The organism is Streptomyces sp. NPDC107522 (genome assembly GCF_055657525.1).
This window is the reverse complement of record NZ_JBVKAU010000013.1, coordinates 82,379-97,909: the sequence shown is the minus strand read 5'-3', so window position 1 is coordinate 97,909 and position 15,531 is coordinate 82,379. Positions and strand designations below refer to the sequence as shown.

Below are 15,531 nucleotides of genomic sequence, written 5' to 3'. Positions count from 1 at the left end.
CGTACGGGGGATCGGGATGAGCGTCGAGGTGGCGGCGTTGCGGCTCGGGCAGACGGTCGCGACGAGTGCGGTCCGGCTGTGGCTCGGCGGCCGCAGAAGCGAGCAGGAACGCCGAGCGGGGATGTCGGAGCTCATCCGGCTCCGGGTGCCGGGACTGCGGTCCCAACGCAGCGTGGAGCGGCAGTTCGAGGAAATCGCGGACGCGGTGGCGGCGCGGGTGGAGCCGTTGCTGGCACACGAGTTCCGGGGACTGGCGGAGAACGAACGGCTGGCGGCGGTCCAAGGCGTCACGGACACCTTCGCGCACTCCGATCTGTCGGACGAGGCGGTGCTGGAATCGGACGCGGACGCTGCCGAGTTGGTCCGACGGATACGGCGTGACGCTCCACGGCCCACGGGCCTGAGCGAGCCCGCCGAGCGTTACTACGAGCTGCTGTTCACCGAGTGCTGCGACTGCTACGTACGGATCCTGCGCCGCCTGCCGGTGTTCACGGAGCGCGCGGTGACCGAACTGCTGGGGCGTACGACGTCGTTGGGGGCGGAACTGGCCCGGGTGCTGGAGCGGTTGCCGACCCGGTCCCTGTACGCACCCGACGGCTCGGACGAGGACGATGCGTTCCTGCGTGAGTATCTGGGGCTGGTGAGCCGGTCGCTCGACGAGGTGGAGCTGTTCCGACTCGCCTCGGAGCAGGTCACCCGGGCGAAGCTGTCGGTGGCGTACGTCAGCATGCGGGCCACGTCGGACAGCGGACGCCGTCGGACGGCAGCCGGGACGCGGCCCCTGCTGCGCCGGGGACTGCGGGACTGGGAGGAGCCGGAGAGCACCGGGATGCGGGTGGAGAGCGCCCTCGGCGGCACCTCCCGGGTGCTGCTGCGGGGCGAGGCGGGATCCGGCAAGACGACGCTGATGCAGTGGTTGGCGGTCACCGCGGCCAGAGGCGCCTTCTCGGGCCCGTTGAGCGGCTGGAACGGCCTGATACCGGTCCTGGTGAAGCTGCGCCGGTACGCCGGACGTGAACTGCCACTGCCGGAAGCCCTGCTGGACGGTGTCGCCGGCTCCCTCACCGGTCATATGCCCAAGGGCTGGATGGACCGCGCCCTGCACGACGGACGCGTACTGTTGCTGGTCGACGGGGTGGACGAACTCCTCTCCGGGGAACGCGGGGCGGTCCGCGCGTGGTTGCGCGGCCTGCTGCACGCCTACGCCGATCTGCGGGTGGTGGTCACCTCCCGGCCGGCCGCCGCGCGGACGGACTGGCTGCGCACCGAGGGTTTCGCCGCCTACCAGTTGGACCGGATGGCTCCGGCCGATCTGACCGCTTTCGTACGGCAATGGCATCGCGCGGTGCGCGAGCACGGAGACGAACTTCCCTGCTCGGTCGAGGAGTTGCCGCAATACGAAAGGGCGCTGCTGACGAGCCTGCAGGACCGGCCGCATCTGCAGTCCCTGGCAGCGAACCCCTTGCTGGCGGCGCTGATCTGTGCGCTGCACCTGAGCAAGGGCCGACAACTTCCGCGCAACCGGATGGAGTTGTACAAGATCGCGCTGGAGACACTGGTCCAGCACCGGGACGCGGACCGGAGGGTGCCCAGCGCGCTGAACAGCCCCCTCACCCTGTCGGACAAGCTGTGCGTGCTGCGCGACCTGGCCTGGCGGCTCTCCGACAACAACCGCACCGAGATCTCCACGGACCAGGCGTGCCGGTACATCACGACCCGGATGGCTGCGATGCGGCATCTGGACGACGTCGACGGGAGCGGCGTCCTCGACCATCTGATCGCCCGCTCGGGTGTTCTGCGCTCGCCCGTCGAAGGCCGCGTGGACTTCGTGCACCGCACCTTCCAGGAGTATCTCGCCGCACAGGACGCGGCGGACGAGGACAACATGGGGAACCTGGTCGAGCGGGCCCACCTCGATCTGTGGCGCGAGACGATCGTGATGGCGGCGGGGCACGCGAATCTGCGACAGCGGCGTGAGCTGGTCGGCGGTGTCCTGGACCGGGCGGTCGCCGAACCCCGGCACTCCCGTCGACTGCGGCTGCTCGCCGCCTCCTGCCTGGAGACGATGACGACCGTGCCGGACGATCTGGCGAGACGGTTGGACGAGGCGCTGACCACGCTGGTCCCGCCGCGGCGCAGCTCCGAGGCCGGATCACTGGCGGCCGTGGGAACTTCTCTGCTGCGCCGGTTGCCGGGGACCCTCGAGGGGATGTCGGCACATGCGGCGCGGACCACCGTACGTACCGCGGCCCTGATCGGGGGCGAGGACGCCCTCGACCGGCTGGCGGCCTACGCGGAGGGGGCGAGCGGGGACGTAGGGCGGGAGCTCGTGGAGGTGTGGGAGTACTTCGACCCCGACGATTACGCGGACCGGGTGCTGTGTCGTCTACCTCTGGCGGAGGTGCAGTTGCATGTCGCGCATCCCTCCCAGTGGCCCGCGGCGCTACGCCTGCGGCAGGCGCGCCGCATATACATCGGATACGAATTCACGAGCGGTCTGGCCTCCACCGCGTCCTTCGAGGAGCTGGACTGGCTCTGGATACCGTGGTTGACCGGTGACAACGACCTCTCACCGCTGCGCGAGCGCACTTCGCTGAGCAATCTCGTCCTGTGTGACCACGGAGACCTTCCGCTCCTGGACGCCGGGCCACTGCACGGCCTGACCGCATTGACCAACCTCCAGCTTCAGGACTGGGCCTCGCTGCCTCCGTTCGACACCATTCCGATCCCGGCGGCCCTGACGAGCCTGGGACTGGGCAGACTCCCCGAGAACATCGACCTGAGTCCGCTGCTCGAACGGGCCGCCTGGTCGAACCTGACCCTGGAAGGCACCGGCACTCCACGAGGTCTGGACGACTCGGCCGGACTGAGATGGCTGGAGTCGCTCTCCCTGTCCGGCTTCGATCTGAGCACCTGGCTGCCCGGACTGGAGACGCTGGCACCCTTCCTGACCGAACTGAACCTCCACCGCTGTCGGCTACCGCGCGATCTGGGACCGATCGCCGCGCTGAGCCGGCTGCGACGCCTGGATCTGCGCAACACCGCACACCTTCCGGCGCTCGAGCCGCTGGCCCGCACCCCGGAACAGCCGCAACTGATCGTGTATGTCAACCAGGACGTCCCTCTGCCCACGACTCCCATACCGGGCGTCCGGGTGAAGCACGGCTGAACCGCGACGGCCCCGCCTTCGATGAAGGCGGGGCCCGTGCGATCGCGGTGAAGTCTCAGCGCCGGCTGGAGTATCAGCGCCAGCTGTGCGGCGCCCGGAAGCCCGGCTCGCGCTCCAGGCGGCGCCAGCCCGCCTTCGCGCGGCCGCGGTGGGTCGGAGTCGGGGCGGAGGGCTGGGCGGCGGCGCGGGCCAGGAGGATCGCCGTGATGGCGGCGACTTCCTCGGGCTCGGCGTGGCCCTTCTCGACGCGAATGTCAGGGAGGTTCATGGGTGTCAGTCTCCGTGAGAGAGGTTTCCGCGGGGGTGCCGCGAAGGGTCCGCCGGGTTACTGCGGGGGGTTGCCGTGCTTGCGGGAGGGCAGGTCGGCGTGCTTGGTCTGGAGCATCGCCAGGGACTTGATCAGCACCTCGCGGGTTTCCGAGGGGTCGATCACGTCGTCGACGAGACCGCGCTCGGCCGCGTAGTACGGGTGCATGAGCTCGGACTTGTACTCCTTGACCATGCGGGCCCGCATGGCGTCGGGGTCCTCGGCCTCGGCGATCTGCCGGCGGAAGATGACGTTGGCCGCACCCTCCGCGCCCATCACGGCGATCTCGTTCGTCGGCCAGGCGTAAGTGAGGTCGGCACCGATGGACTGGCTGTCCATGACGATGTAGGCACCTCCGTACGCCTTGCGCAGGATCAGCGAGATCCGCGGCACGGTCGCGTTGCAGTAGGCGTAGAGGAGCTTCGCGCCGTGGCGGATGATTCCACCGTGCTCCTGGTCCACGCCGGGCAGGAAGCCGGGTACGTCCAGAAGAGTGACGATCGGGATGTTGAAGGCGTCGCACATCTGCACGAAGCGCGCGGCCTTTTCACTGGCCTCGATGTCCAGGACGCCTGCCAGCACCTGCGGTTGGTTCGCGATGATGCCGACCACCTGGCCGTCCAGCCTCGCCAGCGCGCAGATGATGTTCCGCGCCCAGCGCTCGTGGACCTCCAGGTACTCGCCGTCGTCGACGATCTCCTCGATGACCTTGGCCATGTCGTACGGCCGGTTGCCGTCCGCCGGGACCAGGTCGAGCAGGACGTCCGAGCGGCGGTCGGCGGCGTCCGCGGAGTCGACCCGGGGCGGGTTCTCGCGGTTGTTCTGAGGGAGGAGCGAGAGGAGGTAGCGGACCTCCGCGATGCACGTCTCCTCGTCGTCGTACGCGAAGTGGCACACGCCGGAGGTCTCGGCGTGCACGTCCGCGCCGCCCAGGCCGTTCTGGGTGATCTCCTCGCCCGTCACCGCCTTGACCACGTCGGGTCCGGTGATGAACATCTGGGAGGTCTCGCGGACCATGAAGACGAAGTCGGTCAGGGCGGGCGAGTACGCCGCGCCGCCGGCGCACGGGCCGAGCATGACCGAGATCTGCGGGATGACACCGCTCGCCTTGGTGTTGCGCTGGAAGATGCCGCCGTAGCCGGCGAGGGCGGAGACGCCCTCCTGGATACGGGCGCCCGCGCCGTCGTTGAGCGACACCAGGGGCGCGCCCGCCGCGATGGCCATGTCCATGATCTTGTGGATCTTGGTGGCGTGGGCCTCGCCCAGCGCGCCGCCGAAGATGCGGAAGTCATGGGCGTAGACGAAGACCGTACGGCCCTCCACCGTGCCCCAGCCGGTGATGACACCGTCGGTGTACGGCTTCTTGGCCTCCAGGCCGAATCCGACCGCGCGGTGCCGGCGCAGCTGCTCGACCTCCCGGAAGGAGCCCGGGTCCAGCAGCAGCTCGATCCGCTCCCGGGCGGTCAGCTTGCCCTTGGCGTGCTGCGCCGCGGTCGCCTTCTCGCTGGGACCGGCCAGCGCCTGCGCACGGATCTCGTGCAGCTCGGCGGTCCGCCCGCGGGCGTCGATCGGCTCACCCGGTGCCTCTTCCAAAACGGTCATGTAGCGACCTTACGAAGGACAAGAAGGAAAGCGAGCCGTTGACTCCGTACAGTCTCCGGAGCCATTTCCTGGTACCCCTGAACAGAACCATCACGGCATGCAGCCTTTCCGACTGCTCAGAGGGCGTGCGGGTTGTCGGGGTCGCACAAAGACGTCAGCCGAGAGCCACCTCACATCGGTGGGTCGTACATACCATCCCCGGAGTGACACGGACCCGCAGTCGGCGGCCCGCCGAGAGGACCTCGACCGAGTCGTCCGCCCGTACGATCCGCCGTACGGGGTGGTCCCAGGTGATCTCCAGCGGCTCGCCCGTGCGGGGCGGCTCGCTCACGCAGAGCGTAGCGGTACGGCCCCGACGGCGGAGCAGCATGCTCGCGCCGGCGGAGGCGGTGAGCGGGCCCGCCGTACCCGGCTGCCAGAAGGTGGCGGTCGTCAGGCCGAGGGAGGGGACGCGGACCGCCTGGCACGCGGCGTCGTTGGCCAGGATCGACAGCCAGCGGGCGCTCTGTGCGGCCCGGGCGGCCACCGCATGCCGGCCGGCGCCGGGCATCAGCAGGTAGACGTACGTCGCGTCCGTCGGGTCCGTGCCGTGGTCCAGCCAGAGGGTCTGCCAGCGGCGGGTGCGGCGCTCGGTCGTGCTGCCGGTGTTGATGTCGGACCATGCGCCGGTTCGGTCCTCGCGCAGGGTGCGCAGATCGCCGTACGGCACCACCCAGCCGCCGTGGCCCTCCAGATGCGCCCAGCCGGGTCCGCGGACGAAGGCCTGGGTGCCGCCCTCGCCCAGGTTGCGGTTGTCGACGACCGTCTCGACGGGGACGCCGTCGGCACAGCTGATCCCGGCGCCGAGGCAGATCACGGCGTCCGCGACGCAGAACCACGACTTGCGGGCTTCGAGGGTCGACCCCAGCCCCTTCACGTGCTGCCCGATGGCCGCGTACTCGCCGTCGGTCGTGCCGCCGACCCACCGCACGTCCGGCTTGGGCTCGCCCCACTCGCCGCCCGCCCTGTCGGGAAGGCGCTTGGTGGAGACGGTCGTACCGGGGAGGCGGTACCAGTCGACGGTCGGCCAGTACCAGTCGGTGTACTGGTCGCCGACGCCCTCCGCCCACCAGGAGAGCATCCCGGCGCCGGTGTGCCAGCCGCGCGGGTTCTCGCCGTTGCCGCACTCGTAGTGGGCGATGCGGTCGCTCGCCATGGCGATGTTCGCGACGAAGTGCGGGCGGCGGTGTACCGCCCGGTCCATCGCGGCGAAGAGGTGGTGGCCGGTGGGCTCGGGCGCGGCGGGGACGGGCGACGCGGCGACGGCGTGCAGCCGGGCGAGGTCGGCGACCCCGAACTGGCGGGCCGTCAGGATAGGTGTGACCGCGTCCCGTTCGATCCATCCCTTGATACGGCCGTACCAGCGCTCCCGTTCCGCCGCGCTCGCCCCGGCCGCGAGCAGGGCCATGGCGGCGATGACGCCCTGGCCGTGGAAGTGGTCACTGCGCATCACGTGCCGCTCGTCGCTCTTGAGGTAACCCCGGCTGATGGCGCGGCCGTTGACGCTGTCCGTGATCAAGCCGTCGTGGATGAGGGGTGCGTAGGCACGCTCGACGCTGTCGAGGATGATCTGTCTGTTCGGGTCGGTCACCGCCCACTCGGATCCGGCGAGCAGGGCGAAGAGGCGGCCGAGGCCGTCGAGGAGGACCTGGCCGTAGGTGCCGGAGTAGGCGACCCAGGTGTGCTGGACGAAGGAGCCGTCGGCGTAGAGGCCGTCCCCCTTGGTGACGTACGGGAAGACCGGCGAGAGCGCGTCACGGGCGAGCGCGATCTTGGCGGGGGCCCGGCCGAGGATGCCGCGCAGGGCGACGCTGCGGCACAGGTCGACGCGGTTGGCGCCGGTGGAGGTGCCGGAGTAGTCGGTGAGCATCGCGTCCGGGATGAAGTGGTCGACGGCTGCGCAGGCGTCGGCGATACGGGCGTCGCCGAGGCGGCCGTACAGGGCGGCCGTGATGTCCATCAGCAGGCGGGGGCTGCCGATCTGCCATTCCCACCAGTTGCCGTAGCGGGTGGTGGAGGGGTTGTAGACGGTGACGGAGAGGTGGTCGAGGCCGCGCAGGACGTCGGCGAGGAGGTCAGGGTCGGCGGTGGAGCCGGTGCCGGGCTGGACGTAGGCCTGGGTCATGGTCCACAGGCGGCCGTAGCTCTGGGTGATGCCGGCGGGCGGGTCGTAGGGGTGGCCGGGCCAGAGGGAGGTGGGGGTGGGGGCCATGGTCGCGCGGAAGCCGCGGGCGAGGGTGCCGGTTTCGGCGAGGCGGGAGGCGTACGGCTGTGCCGCGGGGTCGTAGCCGGTGCCGAGGGCGATGTCGAGCCAGCGCAGGCGGAGGGTGTCGTAGGGGTCGGCGACGGCGGCGCGGGCGGCCGGAGCGGGGGGAACAGCCGTGGCGAGGAGGGCCGCCGCGAGTAAGACGGCTCGGCGGTTGGGGCCTGCGGCGGCTCCTGCGGAGACTCTTCGCTTCGGGTTCATGCCCTGGGCATCTACCACCTCACAGTAACCACGCCAACACCTGGCGGATGATGTTGAATCCTGAACGGAATAGGTCTAGGGTCGGTCGCGTTGATGTAGTTCAAGATTCAACATCCTCACGGCATCTTCTCGAAGGAGCACGTCATGGCGAACACCGACCTCTCCGCACTGACCGGCGACTACACGATCGACACGGCCCACTCCACCATCGGCTTCACCGTCCGGCACGCCATGGTCACCAACGTCAAGGGCAAGTTCCTCGACTTCAGCGGCTCGCTGCACCTGGACGGCAGCGACCCGTCGGCGTCCACGGCGTCCATCGACGTCAAGATGGAGAGCATCGACACCGGGTCCGCGGACCGCGACGGTCACCTCAAGAGCGCCGACTTCTTCAAGATCGACGAGTTCCCGACGATGACCTTCCGCTCGACCTCGGCCGAGGCCGTAGGCGGCGACGACTACCGCATCACCGGCGACCTGACGATCCTCGGCACGACCCGGCCGGTCACCATCGACCTGGAGTTCAACGGCGCGGCGAAGGACCCCTTCGGCAACGAGCGCGTCGGCTTCGAGGGCAAGGCGGAGATCAAGCGCTCCGAGTGGGGCCTGACCTGGAACGCGGCCCTGGAGACGGGCGGCGTGCTGGTCTCCGACAAGATCAAGCTGAACTTCGACATCTCGGCGATCAGGAACGCGTGAGCCTTCGGCGGCACCGCCGCCGCCTCGGTCCTCCCCCTCCAGCTGAGCACTCGCCCTCCGACTCCCCCGTATCAGGAGGGCGGGTGCTCGGTCATGTCTGCAGAGATTCCGCATCGGGGGAGGCGCAATGCCCAGGAAGACAGGACCGCAGCACTATCCGGGCGCGAACCGGGACCACTGGTACCAGGACGACTTCGGCGGCAAGGCGATGGAGGTCAACGTCGTCGTCCTGCACACCACCGAGGGCCGCTCGCTGCCCGACTACCAGGGTGGCGCTTCGGCGCCCAACCTCACGGCCGTGCCGGACCCGGCCGCCAAGAGGCTGAAGTGGTACCAGCACTTCGACATCGACGTCTCGTCCCGCGCGCTGCGCAACAAGCCGGGCGGCGTCGAGACGAACACCCTCAACGTCTGCCAGGCCGAGCTGGTCGGCACCTGCGATCCCGACCGTCACGCGAGGTGGAAGGCGGCGGGGAAGGCCCACTTCTACTGGCCGCAGGCCCCCGAGTGGGCCCTGCTCGGCGTCGCCCGCTTCCTGACCTGGATGCACACCGAGCACGACGTACCGCTGCGGGGCCCGGCGCTGTGGCCCGCGTACCCGACGTCGTACGGGAACGGGGGTGGGCAGCGGATGAGCGGGGCGAAGTGGGACGCGTTCAAGGGGGTCTGCGGGCACATGCACGTCCCCGAGAACAAGCACGGGGACCCGGGGGCCATCGACTTCGACCGGCTGGTCAAGTTCGCGAAGGCGGCGGTGGAGAACTGACGGAGGACTCCAACTTCGCCACCGCGGAGGTCACTTGAACCGCCCGGCTCTCCGGCGTCCGCGCCCGGAGGATGCCGAGCACGACGAGGTACCGGTCCGTCCTGCCCAGCCCGTCGAAGGCGGCCTCGGCCCTGAGGTTCTGCTTCAGTGCGGCCGCGAGGTCGTCGGGGACGGTCGCGTCCTTCTGTGACGCGTACGCCGCCTCCCACCGACCGTCGGCCTTCGCGGCGTCCACCTCCGCTAGGCCGGCGGGCCGCATAGAACCGGCGGCCGTCAGCTGCTCGACGCGCCGCACGTTGACCATCGACCACAGGCTGTCCGGCCGCCGCGGAGTGATCCTCTGAAGGAAGTGCGCGGCGTCGAGACCCTTGCGCTGACCGGTGATCCAGCCGTGGCACAGGGCGACGTCGTTGACCTCGGCGGCGGTGACGGACGGGATGCCGGAGCCCTTCTTGGCGACCTTGATCCAGAGGCTCCGGTGCCGGGGGGCGGGGTGGGTGGTCAGCCAGTTGTCGAGGGCGGCGGCGGAGTCGAAGGAGAGGGGCTCGGTGCCGTCGGGGGTGGTCATGGGGACACGGTAAGTGCGCCATAGGTCAGGTCTTGGCCTAAAAGCCCGGCCCGGGCGGTGAAATCAGGGCGCGGCCGGGCGTGACGGGCACTGGCATGCGTGGATCACGGTCCATGTCGATGCCGGTGCCCTGTGGCGGCTGGGGTTGCGGGCCGGGTGCGGGCGTGGCCGGATTTGGCCACTTGTGGGGGCGGTCACAGCGTTCCCATAATCCAGCAACAGATTTGACCGGCGCATGTCACAGGGAGAGGTTCCCTTCCCTCTTCTTTCCCCTTGCGTGGCATGCCCCTGACAGTCCAGCGCTCTCCACGTACGTATGTCCAACCCCCCACGGAAGGCATCACGTTGAAGAAGCTCCTCACCGCGCTCAAGAGATGCGCGGCCATCGGCGCCACCGCTCTGGCGATCGTCAGCCTTCAGCCCGTCTCGGCCGCGGAGGCCGCTCCGCAGCCCGTGGTCGGCGGAACCCGCGCCGCGCAGGGCGAGTTCCCGTTCATGGTCCGGCTCTCCATGGGCTGTGGCGGCGCGCTCTACACCCAGCAGATCGTGCTCACCGCCGCGCACTGTGTGGGCTCGACCGGCCCGAACACCAGCATCACCGCCACCGCCGGCGTCGTGGACCTGCAGTCCACCAGCGGCCGCGTCCAGGTCCGTTCCACGTACGTGTACCGGGCCCCCGGCTACAACGGCAACGGCAAGGACTGGGCGCTCATCAAGCTCGCCCAGCCGATCAACCTGCCGACGCTGAAGATCGCCACCACCACGCAGTACAACACCGGCACCTTCACCGTCGCCGGCTGGGGCGCGGCCACCGAGGGCGGCGGCCAGCAGCGCTACATGCTCAAGGCCAACGTGCCGTTCGTCAGCGACGCCCAGTGCCGTTCCTACAGCGGCTACAGCGGCCTCATCGCGAACGAGGAGATCTGCGCCGGCTACGCGCAGGGCGGCGTCGACACCTGCCAGGGCGACTCCGGCGGCCCCATGTTCCGCCGCGACGCCAACAACGCCTGGATCCAGGTCGGCATCGTCAGCTGGGGCATAGGCTGCGCCCGCCCGAACGCCCCCGGCGTCTACACCGAGGTCTCGACCTTCGCCTCCGCGATCGCCTCGGCGGCGTCCTCGCTCTGACCGCTCGGTACCTCTGACCTGCCAGTGGCTTGCAGTACTACGGGCCCGGTGTCCTCGGACGCCGGGCCCGTGCCGTGTTCCGCGGGGAGTTCCGAGTTCCGCGGAGAGTTCAGAACCCTCCTCCGCCGTCGAACCCTCCCCCGCCGAAGTCCCCGCCACCGAAGCCTCCGCCGTCGAACCCGCCCCCGAAGTCCCCGGCATCGAAGTCGGCCCCGGACACGTCGCCGCCCTCATAACCTCCGCCGCCGTACCCGTACCCCGCCCCGTAGTCGGCCGCGTAGGACGGGGTGGCCATCATGCTGCCCAGCATCGTGCCGATGAGCAGCCCGGGAAGGATGCCGCCGCCGAAGTAGCCGCCGGCCCAGGGGCCGTAGGCGGGGCCGGCCTCCCAGTACGGTCGGCGGCCGTACTCGGTGTCCACCTCGCGGACCACGGGGTCGCGACCGGCGGCCAGACGGGTCTGATCGGCCGCGCAGACCGGGACCTCGCGGGCCGTGCCGCCGGGCGGGGTCCAGGTCTCGTCGGCGACCGCCGGGCCGTGGCGCGGGTCGAAGAAGCAGGGCGGGCGGCGTTCCGGCAGGGGCAGGTGCTCCCGGCGGGCGGCCAGCTGGGTGAGGGAGAAGCGGCCGTCCGCCAGGGCTTGGGTGACCGCCTTGACGTCCTCAGGTTTGCGCGCCCCGTCCATGAGCCGCTTCGCCTGCTCGTAGGCGTCCAGCGCACGTTCGTAGTCCGCGCGCATCGCGTCGTCGGCGCCGGGCTCGGCCGGGTGGAAGTCCAGGCGGTCCAGTTCCTCGCCGAAGGCCGTGATGTCCTCGTCGACCACGACCCGCAGCTTCTCCAGCGCCGCCCGCTGCTCCTCCTCGTGGCGCCGCCGGTTGCGCCGGACCAGCGCGTACGCGCCCGCGCCGCCCGCCGCCAGCACCGCGCCGACGGCGATCAGCCCGCTGACGTCCACGCCGGACCCGCCCCCGCCGTCGCTCCAGCTGGCGGGTGCCGTGCCGCGCACGTTGCGCAGCGCCGCGTCGACGAAGTCGTTCAGCTGGGCCTTGGGGTCGCCGGCGCTCTGCACCGAGGTGACCAGGTTGTCCACGCCTTGCCGGGACAGCACGACGGAGTCGGCCGCCGCGTCGAAGCGATCACCGACCCGGACGCCGTACAGGCCCGTGACACCGGTCTCGGTACGGAGGTTCAGGAGGAGGTTCTGCGTCGGCTGATCGGCCGGGAGGACGGCGACGAAGACGGGTTTGTCGGCGTCCCTGATCTTGTCGGCGAGCGCTTCGGCGTCCGCCGACGACAGCTGGTCCGAGGCGGCGGGGGCCACATAGACGGGATCCTCGCGCAGCGCCTCGGCGACCTGGGAAAGGTCCGTGGCCGCATGTGCGCCGGGCGCGCCGGCCATGAACACCGCGGCAGTCGCGGCGACCGGCACGATCAGCGAGCGCATGAGGCCCCGGAAGAGCGGAGTCCTCATACCTTCGACGCTACCCGATGGGCCGGACGATGGCGTCGTTCCCGGTGGGCGGATTCCCACCGGGACCGGGATACCTGCGCCGGCGTCTCTTGCCGTACGACGGCTGCACGTGCCTCTTGCCGTACGACGGCTCACGCCGCCCGGTACGCCGCCCTCAGCTTCTCCACCGCCGCCCCGTACCGGCCCGTCAGCAGCAGATGGTCGGCCTCGGCGAAGGGACCCGCCACCGCCTCGCGGATCCCGGTGCCGACGGCCCTCTGCTGGACGATCAGCCGGGCCTTGGTGACGAGCGCGCGCCCCGCCTCCTCCGCCCCGGCCTTCTCGGCGGCCGCGGCGGCGATGCCGAGCGCCCTCAGCGTCGCGGCGCCGCCTTCGGGCACCTTCTGCAGCGTGGTCAGGCCCCAGCCGTAAGGGAATCTCGGGTCGTACGAGGCGTCCCCGACGTTGATCGGCAACTGAGCCTCGCTCTTCGGCCAGGTGACGGGGAGCTGCCCGCTGAAGGGCCGCTTGCCGTAGAGGACGTCCGCGACGCCGTCGCCCTCGGTGCCCGGCAGCCAGGAGGCGACCAGCGCGTCGATCCCGGCCAGTGTCGCGTCGTCGATCAGCTGCGGGCGCCCGGAGACGATCAGCACGGCGCACTTCATCGCGCCGCACACCTTGTGCACGGCGGCCTGGTCGGCGGCGCTCAGCCGGAGGTCGTGGCCGTTGCCGACATCGCCGACACCCTCGGCGTACGGGGTCTCGCCGACGACGACCACACCGACGTCGTAGCCGGTCAGAGGCTCGGACGCGTCCTTGGAGTACGTCAGCCGCGCCGAGTTCTTCCGCATCGCCTCCAGGATCGTCGTCCCGGGGGTGATGTCCCCGGACGCGCCCTGCCAGGTGATCGTCCAGCCGCCGCTCTGGTTGCCGATGTCGTCGGCGTCGGATCCGGCGACGTAGACCTTCTGCGACGTCCGCAGGGGAAGGAGCCCGCCCTCGTTCTTCAGCAGCACCTGCGACTCGGCCGCGGCCTGCCGGGCCACGGCGCGGTGGGCGGCGGACCCGATCCTCGATGCGCCGCTCGTGTCGGCGTACGGCTTCTCGAAGAGCCCGAGGCGGAACTTCTGCGTGAGGATGCGGGAGACGGCGTCGTCCACGCGTGCCTCGCTGACGCGCCCGGCCTCGACCTCCTTGACGAGCGTGGTGTGGAAGTCCCGGAAGGCGTACGGGGCCATGATCATGTCGAGGCCGGCGTTGACCGACGTGCGGATGTCGGAGGCGTAGTCGCCGGGGATCTGGTCGATGCCGTTCCAGTCGCTGATGACGAAACCGTCGAAGCCCATACGGCCCTTGAGCACGCCGTTGATCATGTCGGCGCGGGCGTGCATCCTGACCGGGCCCTGGCCGTCGCCGATGAGGTCGAGAGAGGAGTACGAGGGCATGACCGTGCCGACGCCCCGGTCGACCGCCGTCTCGTACGGGGCGAGGTGGACGGCCTCCAGCTGCTGCCGGGTGACCGTGGTGACGCCCTGGTCGATGGTGTAAGTGCCGGTGGTGGAGGAGCCGTACGCGGTGCCGCCGTCGCCGACGAAGTGCTTCGCCGTGGCGAGGACCTTGTCGTCGTCCTTCAGGTCCTTGCCGTTCGCGGCTCCCTGGAGGCCCTGGATGATCGTCTCCATGGAGTCCACGAGGGCCGGGTCCTCGCCGAAGGACTCGTACGCCCTGCCCCACCGGTCGTCCCGTGTCACGCACAGGCAGGGAGCGAAGTCCCAGGGGATGCCGGTGGCCCGGGTCTCGGCGGCCGTCACCGCGCCGGCCCGGCGGGCGAGCGCCGGATCGCGGGTCGCGCCGAGTCCGATGTTGTGCGGCATGATCGTCGCGCCGGCCAGGTTGTTGTGGCCGTGCACCGCGTCGACACCGTAGATCAGCGGGATCTGGAAGCGCGTCGCCTGCGCCCGGAGCTGGAAGCCGTCGATCATCTTCGCCCAGGCCTCGGCGGTGTTGGGCGTCGGTGTGGAGCCGCCGCCGGAGAGGACCGAGCCCAGGGCGTACGTGGCGATGTCACCGGACGCGGTGAGGGCGCCGCGCTCCGCCTGGGTCATCTGGCCGGCCTTCTCCGCCAGGGACATGCGGGAGAGGAGGTCGGCGACGCGCTTCTTCACGGGCAACTTGCTGTCGAGATACGGCAGTCCGTGCGCGTCCACGACGATCTGCGGGGTCTCTGCCGGGGGCTTGGCGCCGGTGACCGTCAGCTTCAGCGGGATCGTCTCGGCGGGCTCGGCCGACCTGTCCTTGAGGATGGGGACGAGGATCTCGCGGGTGGTGCCGGAGGCCGTGCCCGCCGGGAAGGTGACGGTTCCCGTGACCGGGGTGTAGTCCTTGCCGGGGTCGGCGGTGCCGCCTGTCGTCTCGTAGGTGACGGTGACGGGCTCGGCGGTGGGGGCGGAGCCGGTGGTGGCCACGGTGAGCCGCGCGGTCGCCGTGCCGCCCTCGTCCGTCGGATACACGGCGGAGTCGGTGCGGACGGAGGCCTTCAGGGACTGGTCGGCCCTGCCGTACAACTCGACGCCGTCCATGGCGAATTCGGCTTTGGTGCCGACGGGGAGGGTGACGGAGTAACCCCAGGTCTCGGTGAGGCCGAGGATGTGGTCGATGCCGCCGACCGGCTGGTAGTCCGTGCGATACGTGAAGTCGGTGAAGGGCAGTTCGATCTGTTTCCAGCCGGTGAAGTCGTCGGTGAAGGACGTCGTCCACAGCTCGGAAGCCTCGCCGTCGGCGCCACCGTCCTTCAGTTCGAAGGCGATCTTCTTGCCGTTGTTCCGGCCCTCCCACCACAGTCGGACGCCCTTGTGGGCGGACCAGTCGTGGGCGGGCTCCGCGAAGGCGAAGTCGTGGGTGAAGCCGCCGTAGCCGCTGATGTCGTAGGTCCCGGAGAGGACCTTCTCGCCCTCGGGCGCGTCGTCGCGGGCGGTCAGCCGGAGGGCGGGCGGGTCGTCGTTGTCGCTGCCCCAGGTGAAGATGCCCTCGGCGGGCGGGCTCGCGAAGGGGACCTCGCCCTCGAAGCGGTCGACGGGGACCGGGGCGGGGTCGTCGGCGCCGGACGCGGGCGCGGCGGTGGTGAGCGGGAGCAGGGCGGTCAGGAGCGCGGCGGAGGCGAGCAGGGCGGTTCTTCGCATGGAACGTCCCTCGACTCTCATAGTCCACATATGACTTAGCTCACGCCGTGAGTTAACTGGCGGCGCCGCTTGGCGTCAAGACTTCATGTCAGGACCGGTGTGCCCTCAACTCCTGGCCGGATCGAAGGCGTTGTTCCTTCAGCAAGTGAACGCGCGA

General features: G+C 70.4%; 10 protein-coding genes. 4 read left to right on the top strand and 6 right to left on the bottom strand.

What is annotated here, in order from left to right; translation table 11 throughout:
• Nucleotides 1–16: 16 nt before the first annotated feature.
• Complete coding sequence (locus tag ACZ7L6_RS32155; protein ID WP_471930018.1) at nt 17–3,169, top strand: NACHT domain-containing protein; 3,153 nt, start codon at nt 17–19, stop codon at nt 3,167–3,169.
• Between the two features lie 73 nt (nt 3,170–3,242).
• Here the strand turns inward: ACZ7L6_RS32155 and ACZ7L6_RS32150 are convergent, their stop codons facing one another.
• The 3 genes from ACZ7L6_RS32150 to ACZ7L6_RS32140 form a co-directional block, all read right to left on the bottom strand.
• Nucleotides 3,243–3,437 (bottom strand): acyl-CoA carboxylase subunit epsilon, encoded by a 195-nt coding sequence (locus ACZ7L6_RS32150; RefSeq protein ID WP_471930017.1) that lies wholly within the window; start codon nt 3,435–3,437, stop codon nt 3,243–3,245.
• 57 nt (nt 3,438–3,494) lie between these two features.
• The gene (locus ACZ7L6_RS32145; protein WP_471930016.1) at nt 3,495–5,078 is read right to left on the bottom strand and encodes an acyl-CoA carboxylase subunit beta; all 1,584 of its coding nucleotides are present in this window, start codon (nt 5,076–5,078) and stop codon (nt 3,495–3,497) included.
• Nucleotides 5,079–5,232: 154 nt separating this feature from the next.
• Nucleotides 5,233–7,584, bottom strand: coding sequence for a polysaccharide lyase 8 family protein (locus ACZ7L6_RS32140; RefSeq protein WP_471930014.1), 2,352 nt, complete (start codon nt 7,582–7,584; stop codon nt 5,233–5,235).
• A 144-nt stretch (nt 7,585–7,728) separates the two neighbouring features.
• On the opposite strand from ACZ7L6_RS32140, the gene ACZ7L6_RS32135 reads away from it, so the two are divergent.
• The gene (locus ACZ7L6_RS32135; protein ID WP_471930012.1) at nt 7,729–8,283 is read left to right on the top strand and encodes a YceI family protein; all 555 of its coding nucleotides are present in this window, start codon (nt 7,729–7,731) and stop codon (nt 8,281–8,283) included.
• Between the two features lie 127 nt (nt 8,284–8,410).
• Nucleotides 8,411–9,049: a hypothetical protein gene (locus ACZ7L6_RS32130; protein ID WP_471930010.1), complete on the top strand. Its 639-nt coding sequence runs from the start codon at nt 8,411–8,413 to the stop codon at nt 9,047–9,049.
• Here the strand turns inward: ACZ7L6_RS32130 and ACZ7L6_RS32125 are convergent.
• Entirely contained in the window at nt 9,018–9,617 is a 600-nt protein-coding gene (locus ACZ7L6_RS32125; RefSeq protein WP_471930008.1) for a YdeI/OmpD-associated family protein, read from the bottom strand. The genes ACZ7L6_RS32130 and ACZ7L6_RS32125 overlap by 32 nt on opposite strands.
• Nucleotides 9,618–9,962: 345 nt before the next feature.
• Here ACZ7L6_RS32125 and ACZ7L6_RS32120 point away from each other — a divergent pair, with 345 nt between their 5' ends.
• The gene (locus ACZ7L6_RS32120) at nt 9,963–10,745 is read left to right on the top strand and encodes a S1 family peptidase (RefSeq protein WP_471930006.1); all 783 of its coding nucleotides are present in this window, start codon (nt 9,963–9,965) and stop codon (nt 10,743–10,745) included.
• Nucleotides 10,746–10,854: 109 nt separating this feature from the next.
• Here ACZ7L6_RS32120 and ACZ7L6_RS32115 read toward each other — a convergent pair whose 3' ends face one another.
• On the bottom strand, nt 10,855–12,216 hold the full coding sequence (locus ACZ7L6_RS32115) for a hypothetical protein (RefSeq protein ID WP_471930004.1): 1,362 nt from the start codon (nt 12,214–12,216) through the stop codon (nt 10,855–10,857).
• A 131-nt stretch (nt 12,217–12,347) separates the two neighbouring features.
• Entirely contained in the window at nt 12,348–15,374 is a 3,027-nt protein-coding gene (locus ACZ7L6_RS32110) for a glycoside hydrolase family 3 protein (protein WP_471930002.1), read from the bottom strand.
• Between the last annotated feature and the right edge of the window lie 157 nt (nt 15,375–15,531).

Bases quoted from the DNA above. Each gene is read 5' to 3' on its own strand.
- ACZ7L6_RS32155 (WP_471930018.1), top strand. From the start codon at position 17: ATGAGCGTCGAGGTGGCGGCGTTGCGGCTCGGGCAGACGGTCGCGACG.
- ACZ7L6_RS32150 (WP_471930017.1), bottom strand. From the start codon at position 3,437: ATGAACCTCCCTGACATTCGCGTCGAGAAGGGCCACGCCGAGCCCGAG.
- ACZ7L6_RS32145 (WP_471930016.1), bottom strand. From the start codon at position 5,078: ATGACCGTTTTGGAAGAGGCACCGGGTGAGCCGATCGACGCCCGCGGG.
- ACZ7L6_RS32140 (WP_471930014.1), bottom strand. From the start codon at position 7,584: ATGAACCCGAAGCGAAGAGTCTCCGCAGGAGCCGCCGCAGGCCCCAAC.
- ACZ7L6_RS32135 (WP_471930012.1), top strand. From the start codon at position 7,729: ATGGCGAACACCGACCTCTCCGCACTGACCGGCGACTACACGATCGAC.
- ACZ7L6_RS32130 (WP_471930010.1), top strand. From the start codon at position 8,411: ATGCCCAGGAAGACAGGACCGCAGCACTATCCGGGCGCGAACCGGGAC.
- ACZ7L6_RS32125 (WP_471930008.1), bottom strand. From the start codon at position 9,617: ATGACCACCCCCGACGGCACCGAGCCCCTCTCCTTCGACTCCGCCGCC.
- ACZ7L6_RS32115 (WP_471930004.1), bottom strand. From the start codon at position 12,216: ATGAGGACTCCGCTCTTCCGGGGCCTCATGCGCTCGCTGATCGTGCCG.
- ACZ7L6_RS32110 (WP_471930002.1), bottom strand. From the start codon at position 15,374: ATGCGAAGAACCGCCCTGCTCGCCTCCGCCGCGCTCCTGACCGCCCTG.